Here is a 7789-nt window from a genome sequence, read left to right as displayed (position 1 = left end):
TGAGTTTTTAAGGTGAATATGGAAATATCATATAAAAAAACTGTTATTGAGCATAAAGACAAACCCGTTATGTACTATGACGGTGACTCAATGGGCGGTGGCACTATAAACATAAATTGTGGTGCTTGTGGTTATGATATTTCAAAAGAAACATTCGAGTTTTGGAAAGATAATAAAGAACAAGAAAAAGTAATTGTTAGTAAGTTAGGTAAGAATTTCAATTTACCCCAGAGCAACCAGTGGGGTAACACTTTTTTAGGTATTATGTCATGCAACAACTGTAATGCTGTGCATGCCCTACACATTCATTATGGTGAGGTCTCAAATGGCCATTGGCAAAGCAGTCTTCATAAGGTCTTGTTGTGTAACTCATAACAAGTCAAAGCAGGCATGGACGCGCTTACAGCGCGCCCCTGTTTGAAGCGTTATGCAAAAGGTGTTGAATGTCAGCAAAGGCATTAGCTCGTAATTTGCGCGATGAAATAGCGCACCTAAAAAACGAGCAGGGTATCAATGCGATTCAGAGTGACGACCTACTTGCTTATCTCAATAGGGTTATCGATGCCCCAGAGGAGGAGGTCGATCCGGTTAAACTGGAGCAGATACGCGCTCAATTACAGGCTAACGTAGAGGATCGTAAAGCTCAGCAATCGTCGGCTCTTGAAATGTTTAGGTCCGTAATAACTGCGGGGCAAAACGCCATTAAGACGTCGTTGCTGATGAACGGAGGTGCAACAATTGCCCTCCTGGCTTTCCTAGGTAAGTTGACCACTGAGAATCCAGGCAAGCTTTCGGTTTTTTCTGGCTCATTGATGATTTTTACTTTTGGGGTATTCGTTATTGGCCTGGTCTCAGGTTTAACGTATTTGAGCCAGTGGCTTTACTCTTCACAAAGTGAACGATGCAAATTTTGGGGCTGGGTTTTGAACGTGAGTTGCATTTTTATGGGGCTCGCTTCATACGGGATTTTCATCTGGGGTGCCATAGACACCTATCTCGGATTCAAGCAATTTGCATAACAAATCGCGTCACTTGGGCGGCCTGGACAGGCCGCCGGTGCGCTTAGGCGTTATATTTTCATCAGAGTTAACCTTTAGGACTGATTAATGGCAATTGAGGGATATGAACGGCAATCATTTGGAAAGAAGCTGGCAAAGCTAGTTTTTCCTGCGCAGCCGATCCATAGTATTGAACATTTATTCGGAAGAGAGAAGGAGCTCAGAAGAATTGAAGAAGCTCTTTATGCTTCTGGGCGCCATATTTTTATCTATGGAGACAGAGGGGTTGGTAAATCTTCCCTCGCTGCAACAGCTGCCAACCAGTATCAGAGTTCTGACTCAGAATACATAGATGTATCCTGTTCTCCAGACGCAACTTTTTCAGATGTAATAGCAAATATTGCTTACCAAGCCATCAGTGCTAGTAGGCTTAGCAAGAGAACAATAAAAGAAAAGGCCGGAGCTACTTTCAAGTTTCTAAATCTTGAGCGTGCCGCCGAAATTACTCTTCGTGACCTTCATGATGAAATAAAGTCGCTTTTGGATGCAGTTGAAATGCTTCGTGAAGTATCAATAATTCATTCTGAGTGGACACGAGGGTCAGGTCTTGCCCCGTGCGTCAAGTAGATAAAGGCAAGAACTGCCCTGAAATTGGGTTGCGGAATTGGGTTGCGGAATTGGATTGAAAGAAAAAATTAGTCTCTATTAATTAGGGTTGGCTGTAATGACTAGTGAGTGTTTATAAAATAACAGGCGCTAGGTAAGGGGAATGAATTTTGGCATTAACTCAAATGCAGCTCATTCAATCGTTGGGTGAAGCAATGACTTGGTTTGAAAGGGAGTTGCTTTGGGGAGTGCCTCCTACGGAATTGCGCCATCTTATTGGGCGGATCGGGGAACTTTACTCTGCGCTAATTACCAATGGGCAGATGGCTACGGAAGTAAATCAAAAAGGTTATGATGTTGTGAGCGGAGATGGGGACCGTATTTCCGTAAAAACAACAGCAATGATGGGCTTGGGTGGCCATATATCGTTTAACCCTAGAACTCTTCACGAGGTTGATCGTGTCATGATACTTCGTGTGAATACAGAGGAAATGCAAATTGAAATGCTATTTAATGGTGGTGTCTCTGAGGCAATAAACCTTATGGGGGTCGAAAACTCTCAAGGAAAATATTCTATTTCTTTATCAAAGCTGGTTCGGACTCCCAAGCCGGCTTCCCAGCTCAAAGCGATCAGAGTTGCAGAATACGGCAATCGTAAGATTAGGGAGCTGGAGAACGGCTCTATAGAGGTGTATGTCAATGGTGAATTATCACCAGTCGCTAAACCTGAATTAAGAACGTTAGCCAGTGAGCTAAAGCTTGGCATTCTCAATAGTAATGGAAATCCATATAACACCCGTCAGCTAGGCGCTTTAGTGATCAATTGTATTGAAGGAATGAATTGAGGATTTTAGACTTCCGTTGGGGGTTAATTAAATGTACAGGGGGTGATCTTTTCCCATGTTAAATAATTCAGGCTTCCAGATTCGCTAGTAAATGGTTCACGCCTCAAGTGGTGCTCCTGCAGTAAATTTCTTGGCTGGTGCGGCACGTATAGTCTTGCCGTTGGCCTGTCAGGTTTTATGAAACCCAAAGACCCCTTAATCCTCTGGAAAGACAATGAACACAAACCTGGTCAAAAACGGTTTTATCGCCGCCGCGCTAATGAATATTGGCGGTGTGCTGCTTTTCTCCCGTGCTTTCACCAATGACGCCATCAACCAGGCCGATCCGGTGGTGATGTCCAACTTTGGGCTGCTGATGATTGTGGTGTGGGGGCTGGCCTATCTGGGGGCGGCGTTTATCCAGGGCAATATCCGCTGGCTGGCCGCAGCCTTTGCCGTGGAGAAGCTGGTGTACGTGCTGGCGTGGGGGCTGTGGATGGCGAACCATAGTCTTGGCGGGGTGTATGAGCAGGATCTGTTTGCCGGGGTGTTTTACAGCCTCTACGGGCTCAACGACCTGGCCTTTATGCTTTTCTTTGGCTGGGTATTTTTTTCGCAACGTTCCAACGGCTGATGGCTTATGAATCCCACTGAAACCGGCAAGAAATACGACACCATTACCCACCTGTGGGAAAGTGAAAAGTTCAATCGCCAGAATGGTATTGAGGCGCACAAGCGGGCGCTGCAGTTTGTCCGCCGCAAGGGCCGGGCGCTGGATGTGGGGTGTGGGTGTACGGGCCGGTTTATTGATTTGCTACAGGAAGAAGGGTTTGCGCCGGAAGGTGTGGATATTTCAGAGAAGATGCTGCGATTGGCCGGTGACCGCCACCCGGATGTGACCTTCCATCATCAGGATATCTGCCAGTGGGACAGCCCTGCTGATTATGCTTTTATCACGGCGTGGGACAGCATCTGGCATGTGCCTCTCTCGGAACAGGAAAATGTTATCACCCGGCTGGTGAACAGCCTTGCAGCGGGCGGGGTGCTGATCTTCTCGTTTGGCGGTACCGATGAACCGGGAGATCACCGGGATGATTTCATGGGCCCGGAAATGTATTACTCCTCCCTGGGCGTTAACGGCTTTCTGGCGCTGGTATCCCGGCTTGGCGGTGTGTGCCGGCATCTGGAGTATGACCAGTATCCCGAGCTTCATACCTACATGATTGTGCAAAAGCCTGAGGTATCTGTTGACTGATTTTTTCCTTCCGCAGTGTGCCGGTTGCTGGCGCTCAGGGGGGGATGCGATGAGCATGTTCTACTGTCTTAACATCGTGACGCTGGCGGCCCGCCAGTAAGCCGGGAGACGTTAATGCCGCTGTCGATCAAACGTGTGGTGCCACTGGAATCGTTCAAGTTGATTATCGAGTTCGACGATGGCCGTTTTCGCCAGTTTCCCTCTGCCCGGGTCGCGGATACACCGCTGTGGTTTCTGGCGTTTCCTCTCAAGCTGCGAGCCTGTGACGTCACCCCCGGGGCGCTGAGCTGGACGGCCCTGGATAAAACCCAGATGTGGGATGGCCAAAATGTGTGGGAGCAGGAAGCGTCGCTGGACGTGCCGGCACTGCTGAAGTGGTCTGAAGCAGTGGATTTTGCGGATTTGAAGACGGCGACCTTGACCCTGGGCATGGAGAACCGTGCACCCACCGAGCAGGATCAGCGGCATCATGTGTATACCGTTTCCATACGGCCCTTCTGCGATGACAAATGGTTGGTGCTGGGAGAAAGCATTGGTGGTGGGTTTGCCGAGCGGGGCGGTTCGGTGGCTCTGACGCTGGACAGTATCGATACGTTTGGTGACTGGAAGCGGCATTGTCAGCTTGCCGGTTGCGATTGGGTTGTTCCGTTTTTCCTCCGTGTTGATATGGATCATGCAGAGCGGGTGGACGACATCCTGCGGGCTTACCGGAACAGACTTCCCTGATGGCGGTCGGATAATGGATCTGAATGATTGGAAAGCGAGCGGGGTAGGGGTATGTCACAACGCCTGGGATGCGGGTTAGCGTTACTTTGGGGGCTGTTGTCAGGCGTTGTGCAAGCAAACGCTTTTCAACAGGATCTGGTGTCGGCGGCGCTTGAGCGCACGCAGCATCAGATTAGCTACAACGGCGCCTACTATCGGTTGGATTACCCCAATGGTGATGTGCCGGCGAATATCGGTGTCTGCACCGATGTGGTGATTCGCGCTTACCGTACTCTGGGCGTAGATCTTCAGGTTTTGGTTCATGAGGATATGGCAGCCAACTTCGCGGCTTATCCGTCCAAACGGATCTGGGGGCTAAGTTCCACCGATCGCAATATCGATCACCGCCGCGTGCCAAACTTGCAGGCTTTCTTTGCCCGCCATGGCAAGTCATTGCCGATAAGCCAGACTCCGTCGGATTATAAGCCCGGAGATTTGGTGACCTGGATGTTACCCGGGAATTTGCCTCATATTGGCATTGTTACCGACAAGCTGGCGGCGAACACGGGCACTCCGAAGATTGTGCATAACATTGGTGCGGGGCCTCGCCTGGAAGACATGTTGTTCGACTACCGCATCACCGGGCATTATCGGTATGAGCCTGCGGGCGATCATTCTGAATAAGCGAAGGTGGGAGAGATGGCGACCTATCCAATCGACGGTGCTTGCCAGTGCGGTGCGGTGACCTACCAGTTATTGGCTGAACCCCAGAAAGTACTGGCCTGCCACTGCAAGGCGTGCCAGAAGCTGTCCACCAGTGCATTCAGCCTTACCGCTGTTGTACGCGCCCAAGACATTGTGTTTCATGGTGAAATGCGCGAATGGCTGCGTACTGCGGACAGTGGCAATACCAGTGCGGCAATGTTCTGTCCCACCTGCGGCAATCGCATTTACCACGTTAACCCGGATGAGCCAGACAGTATCAAACTCAAACCAGCCAATCTGGCGGATACCAGCATTCTTGAGCCCCAGGCGCATATCTGGATCAGCGAAAAGCAGGATTGGTTCAAGATTCCGGAAGGGGTGAAAACCTTCGACAGGCAGCCGTAAGCGTGCTGGGTTGAAAATTTTTAGCCGTGAAGTGGCGGCGTTCTTGTTTAAAAAAGGTGCAGGATGATCAACGTTTGGATGGTCAGGGCTGTCGCCACTCTGGACGTTTTTCTCGGCGTGATGTTTTGGGTTGCCGATATTGGGCTGTCCGTGTCGAGCAATAACATCACTACTGTTTCTGGCCCGTCTCCTGAACTCAAGATACCTGCTGCATTGTGCATTGCCCTCGGGGTAATTGTCTTTGTTCTGGATCGGTATCAGTGGACGCGGCCGGCGGCGATCATGGCCGTTATTTTTCAGCTTGCCGGGGTTGTCGCCGCGCTGGGATATATCTGCCTGGCGTGGCTCCTCGGTTAGCGCATCGCGCATGGTGGCCATGGGCTTCCCGTCTGTAGCGTGACACTTTCCCCAAAACCGTCCACCATCCGGTGAAGGAATGATGGAATCTACGATAAGTAGCATAGGGAAGCGGTGAATGGGGCATTTGTTTCTATCAGTCAAACTGGCCTTGCTGGTATTCGGTGTGGGAATTCTTACCGGCTGTGTGGGGACGCCAGTGGCTGATGTGGATGCCGTGCGCGTACAGGTTGACTGGAAAACCGACAAGGCGCTGCAACAGTTCTCTGCCGAGATGCCGGAGCTGCAACAAAAACTGGATGCTGCCCCGGGTTACATTGTCGGCACCACCGATGTTTTGCTTCTGGGTCCCCTGGGGGGTGGCACGTCGGTGGCGGTATTACACGACCAGCGCGATGACACCCATACCTACCTGGATATTCATTCCGTTCGCATGGGGCTGGGGATTGGTGCGCGGGCGGAGCGCTTTGTGGCGGTGATTAGCGACCCGGCTGTGATCGACCAGATCACACGGGGCAAGTGGCTGTTACGCTCCAATGCAAGTTCCAATGTGGGCAACAGTGATGAGCAGCTTGGCTCCGCCAATGCGGGCATTGAGCTGTTTGTTTCCAGTGAAACCGGGGTGTCGGCGGGCGCCAGCATGGATATCAGCCAGGTACGGGTGAATCACCGCCTCACTGATACCGGCCTGTCCCAGTATAACTTTCCCAATCGCTACTCCAGCCACGATACTCCCCGTGATGATGCCCCACGTTACTGGAACCATCCGCTGCCATTGCTTGGCAAGCAAGCGGTGGCCAGGGGGTATGACTTGCCGATGCCTTTCGGTATCGGTGTGCTGCGGGCGGATGTACGCCAGGACATGCGTATCGAAAACCTGCAGGTGGGTTTCAATGGCAATGGCACTCGGCCATACGAGTTTGTGTCTTTCGGCGCCGATAGTGATTTGATTACCGAGCAGATCAAGGTGGATGCCTGGGTGCTGCCTTTCCTGAACCTGTATGGCACCTTCGGGCAGGTAAACGGGGACCTGGATCTGGATATTGCGATTGATGGCGATACCATGCTGGATCAAATCGGCAAGGACTGTACTGGCGCGATTAGGCCGCCGGTGTGCCACCTGTTTGAAGGCAAGCAGGTGCGTTTTCCCATCGATGTGGACCTGAGCCCGATGAATTACGGTGCCGGTGGCGTGGTGGCTTCCGGGTGGCGGGATTGGTTTTTGCTGGTTCCCTTTAACGTGACCTGGACGGATTCCGACAAGACCACGTTGGAAGGGCGTGCCTTGACCATCAGCCCGCGGGTGGGGCGCGGCTTTGCATTAAACCGGGCCGGGCGGTTGACGGTGTTCGCCGGGGGTAACTATCTGGATGTGCGTACGGTAGCGGCCGGTAGCCTGGCGATACCGGGCACCGATCAGGTGCTGGATTACAAGGTGGATCAGAGCAATTCTGATCGCTGGAATCTGGTGACGGGAGCCAACTGGGACGTAACGCCGAGGCTGTCGGTCATGCTGGAATACGATGGATTTATCGGTACTCGCGATGCGTTTATTTCGGCGGTTACCGTGCGCTTCTAATGGTTTTGCTTCCCTGTACAAGCCCCACTTGAGGGGCGAAATCCAAACCTGAAAGACATCAGATTATCTTTGTGACTTCTGCTCTGTAGTGAGACGAGTTTCGATCCCCCCGTCGCTGTTCGCCCCTCAAGTGGGGCTCCTACAGTAGTCTGTTGTGGCGACGGTCAGTGTCGTTTGGCGTAGGCGTAAATAACGGCGGCCACCGGGATGCCCAGGCCCAACCAGGATACTCCGTCGTAGATGCCATCGCCGAGCAGGGCGGCCAGCAGCCCCACGATACTGGTGATGCCGATGAACAGCGGAATGGCAAAGATACGGCTCATCATGCCCCTCCAGCGTTGTTGTTTCGCCGCCG

At 51.8% G+C, this 7789-nt stretch carries 12 protein-coding genes; 11 read left to right on the top strand and 1 reads right to left on the bottom strand.

Going from position 1 to position 7789, the window contains the following annotated elements; genetic code table 11:
• Positions 1 to 18 precede the first annotated feature (18 nt).
• The 11 genes from A3754_RS26605 (at position 19) to A3754_RS09285 (ending at position 7434) form a co-directional block, all read left to right on the top strand.
• Complete coding sequence (locus A3754_RS26605; protein ID WP_156496933.1) at positions 19 to 375, top strand: hypothetical protein; 357 nt, start codon at positions 19 to 21, stop codon at positions 373 to 375.
• Between the two features lie 68 nt (positions 376 to 443).
• A complete protein-coding gene (locus tag A3754_RS09330; protein WP_063519445.1) occupies positions 444 to 1019 on the top strand; it encodes a hypothetical protein in 576 nt (191 codons plus the stop codon).
• A gap of 87 nt (positions 1020 to 1106) precedes the next feature.
• Positions 1107 to 1625, top strand: a complete 519-nt coding sequence (locus tag A3754_RS09325) for an ATP-binding protein (RefSeq protein ID WP_063519444.1) — start codon at positions 1107 to 1109, stop codon at positions 1623 to 1625.
• 149 nt (positions 1626 to 1774) lie between these two features.
• On the top strand, positions 1775 to 2449 hold the full coding sequence (locus A3754_RS09320; RefSeq protein ID WP_063519443.1) for a hypothetical protein: 675 nt from the start codon (positions 1775 to 1777) through the stop codon (positions 2447 to 2449).
• Positions 2450 to 2663: 214 nt separating this feature from the next.
• Positions 2664 to 3062: a hypothetical protein gene (locus tag A3754_RS09315; protein ID WP_063519442.1), complete on the top strand. Its 399-nt coding sequence runs from the start codon at positions 2664 to 2666 to the stop codon at positions 3060 to 3062.
• A gap of 6 nt (positions 3063 to 3068) precedes the next feature.
• Positions 3069 to 3683, top strand: coding sequence for a trans-aconitate 2-methyltransferase (locus A3754_RS09310; RefSeq protein WP_063519441.1), 615 nt, complete (start codon positions 3069 to 3071; stop codon positions 3681 to 3683).
• 114 nt (positions 3684 to 3797) lie between these two features.
• Positions 3798 to 4409, top strand: coding sequence for a hypothetical protein (locus A3754_RS09305; protein ID WP_063519440.1), 612 nt, complete (start codon positions 3798 to 3800; stop codon positions 4407 to 4409).
• A 51-nt stretch (positions 4410 to 4460) separates the two neighbouring features.
• Complete coding sequence (locus tag A3754_RS09300) at positions 4461 to 5072, top strand: DUF1287 domain-containing protein (protein ID WP_063519439.1); 612 nt, start codon at positions 4461 to 4463, stop codon at positions 5070 to 5072.
• Positions 5073 to 5087: 15 nt separating this feature from the next.
• A complete protein-coding gene (locus A3754_RS09295; RefSeq protein ID WP_063518561.1) occupies positions 5088 to 5498 on the top strand; it encodes a GFA family protein in 411 nt (136 codons plus the stop codon).
• 63 nt (positions 5499 to 5561) lie between these two features.
• Positions 5562 to 5855: a hypothetical protein gene (locus tag A3754_RS09290; RefSeq protein WP_063519438.1), complete on the top strand. Its 294-nt coding sequence runs from the start codon at positions 5562 to 5564 to the stop codon at positions 5853 to 5855.
• Positions 5856 to 5973: 118 nt separating this feature from the next.
• Positions 5974 to 7434, top strand: a complete 1461-nt coding sequence (locus A3754_RS09285) for a hypothetical protein (RefSeq protein ID WP_063519437.1) — start codon at positions 5974 to 5976, stop codon at positions 7432 to 7434.
• A 164-nt stretch (positions 7435 to 7598) separates the two neighbouring features.
• Here A3754_RS09285 and A3754_RS27630 read toward each other — a convergent pair.
• Positions 7599 to 7789 (bottom strand): hypothetical protein (locus A3754_RS27630; protein ID WP_231880570.1); only part of this gene is annotated, 191 nt, incomplete at its 5' end.

It is taken from the genome of Alcanivorax sp. HI0083 (genome assembly GCF_001635175.1).
The sequence above is the reverse complement of the archived record's forward strand: the minus strand, read 5'-3'. Positions and strand labels throughout refer to the sequence as shown.